The sequence below is a fragment of the Desulfothermus sp. genome (assembly GCF_053993635.1).
Genome location: NZ_JBMYBT010000057.1, coordinates 1 through 2,752, shown reverse-complemented (window position 1 = coordinate 2,752; position 2,752 = coordinate 1). Strand labels below are relative to the sequence as shown.

2 protein-coding genes are annotated in these 2,752 nt (G+C 35.1%); both read left to right on the top strand.

Annotation, left to right across the window (positions count from 1 at the left end; all coding sequences use genetic code 11):
• The coding region (locus ACY2V1_RS04025; protein ID WP_461833512.1) for an AAA-type ATPase lid domain-containing protein at positions 1-521 on the top strand (521 nt) is incomplete at its 5' end.
• Positions 508-2,520, top strand: coding sequence for a TonB-dependent receptor plug domain-containing protein (locus ACY2V1_RS04020; protein ID WP_461833511.1), 2,013 nt, complete (start codon positions 508-510; stop codon positions 2,518-2,520). The genes ACY2V1_RS04025 and ACY2V1_RS04020, both read left to right, overlap by 14 nt.
• Positions 2,521-2,752 lie beyond the last annotated feature (232 nt).

The following is a 2,752-nucleotide window of genomic DNA, read 5'->3' as shown; positions in this document are numbered from 1 at the left end:
TTGCTGCTACGAATAAAGACCTAGAAAAACTTGTTCAGGAAAAAAAATTTAGAGAAGACCTCTACTATAGACTTCATGTATTTCCTATTCACATTCCACCCCTTAGAGAAAGAAAGCAGGATATCCTACCTTTAGTTGATCATTTTATAAGACAAATTATCGGAAAGACCTCCAAGCCTTTTATTACAGCAGGGGCAAAAAAGATCTTAGAAAACTATCCTTTTCCTGGGAATGTAAGGGAGCTTAGAAATGCTGTAGAAAGGGCAATTATCCTAGCAGGAAGTGTGTTGCCACTTACTGCTGAGCATTTTTCTTTTCTCACCCCAAAACCCAGTGCAAAAAAGATGTTTGAACTTCCCCCTGAAGGAATTTCATTAGAAACAGTTGAAAAGGAACTTATAAAACAGGCCCTTGAAAGGACAAGTGGCAATAAAAGCGCAGCAGCCAGGATACTCGGGCTTACAAGATCTAAATTTAGAACCAGGCTTAAACTTCTGGAGGAAAAAAGTGAAAAAGATTAGCCCTGTTTTTCTATTTCACTGTTTTATCCTGTGGTTGAGCTGTCTTGGTTTAGAATATTTCATTTCATCCCCTGCTATGGGGTCAAATATTTCAGAAGAGCTATTTTTTATGGGGGAAGATACAGAGGTAGTTACAATTGCTTCAGGCCGTTCAGAATTTCCTAAAAATGCACCTGCTATTGCAACAGTTATTTCAAACAAACAAATACAAGATAGGGGTATAATTACCCTCTCAGAAATGCTTTCCCAATTTCCAGGATTCTATTCAGAAAAAAAGGAATGGGGACATTCCCTTTATTTAAGAGGTATCCCTGGGGGGATTCTCTTCTTATACGATAGCGTTCCCCTAACCTCAGACAGTACAAAAAACATTTATCCCTTAGATGAAGAACTGGCTTTGCCAGCTATAAAACGAGTAGAAATAGTAAGGGGGCCTGCCTCTGTGTTATGGGGGCCTGATGCCTTTGTAGGGGTATTAAATATTGTCCCTAAAAGAGGTGGCGATGTAAATGGCATAGAGACAGGTATTCTTACAGCACTACCTGATGAACATAAATCATTTTATTTAAATCTTGGCAAAGATTTTGGAAAATGGGAAGGTTTTCTATCCTTTAATGGATACTATAAAAAACCACATGAAACCCATAGTAGTTTTTTATCTTCTCAAAGCGGCAGAACAACAATAAACACACAAGAATTTTATGATGTCGTATTTAATGCACGCTTTTTTAATTTTTTACACGTCTCAGGAAGATTTTCTGATTTTAATAAACCTTATATTATGCATGGGCCGCATGATAAATTTAAATGGAAGGCAAAGAAAAATACTCCATTTAAACTTATTAAATTAGTGGCTAAAAAGGATTTTGAACATACATCTCTTAGTTTTAAAAGTTACTTTAATTATTTTCATCAAAAACAAGAAGAGATGGACATAAGATTTAAACAAAATAATTATATTTACTACACACAAATTATGCTAAATAGGGACTTATTTAACGAACATGGCCTATTAACATTTGGTAGCTCTTTAAGGATAAATAAAATAAAAGATGCTATTATTGAAACAAGGGGTTTTTTACCTGGTTATCTAGAAAACCAGGATACGTATTTTAAACCATTGCCTCCAGAGAGAAAGAGTTTTACTACTAGATTAAAATCTATATTCTGTCAATATAGACATCATATCAGTGAGTTGGAATTATGGGGTGGTATGCGACTTGATGACCACAGTGAATACAATAATTCTTTTACCTATAACGTAGGAGTGGGCTGGTATCCCAAAAAGAACTTATATTTTAAGGCCATTTACGGTACAGCATATCGCACTCCCTATGCTTCTCAATTTCTACATAGGAACAATTTAGATCCTGAGGAGATAAAAAGTCTTAATTTTGAAGTGCATTATGGTGTTCTCCCATCTTTTTCTTTTACCCTTACTCCATTTTATAATATCATCCATCACCATATCAGCGAAGGCCCTTCTGGGGATTATTCTGAGCCCACCAGTCAAAAAATTTTGGGTTTAGAGACAGAAATTACTTACAAACCATTTTCTTTTTTAAAATTATGGGCCAACACCACATTTTTAAATGCATGGGGTGATAAGGAAAGATACGTTACCCTTGATTACATTACTATTACTCCTGAAGGGATCACTACACCCCATTACAGTACATGGAAGAGAGATTATGATAGCGGAGCCCATCATCTGGCCAATTTAGGCATAGAATATAAAATTAATAAGCATACCTCTGGTTTTTTCAGGATGCACTATATTGGCTCACGGAAATTTACTTACTTTAAATCTCCACCCAAAACCTTTTCTCGACATATACTTTTTGATTTAAGCCTAAAGATAAAGAATATTATTCCCAGGTTAGATGCAACTATCTCTTTTAAGAATCTCCTAGATAAAGAGTATAAATCTCCTGGTATGTTTAGTGGGATAGATGGAAATCCTTTTGAAACTTATTTTGGATTAGAGTATAGGTTCTGAGACGCACAAAATCGCCCTTATTTTGCGTTTTCAGTTCTCTCTTATAGAGGAAAAAAACAAAAATCATTCAAAAGGGCAAATAAAGGCAAATATGAGCGTTTTAGGCTAAAATCTTACCTTCTTCTTGGAGGTATTTTTACATTGGATTCTTCCCACTCTTCTATTACATCATCTTTCTTAAGAAAGTTTTGTATTTCTTCTGCTGAAATAATACGATCTCCTTTTGATGTCT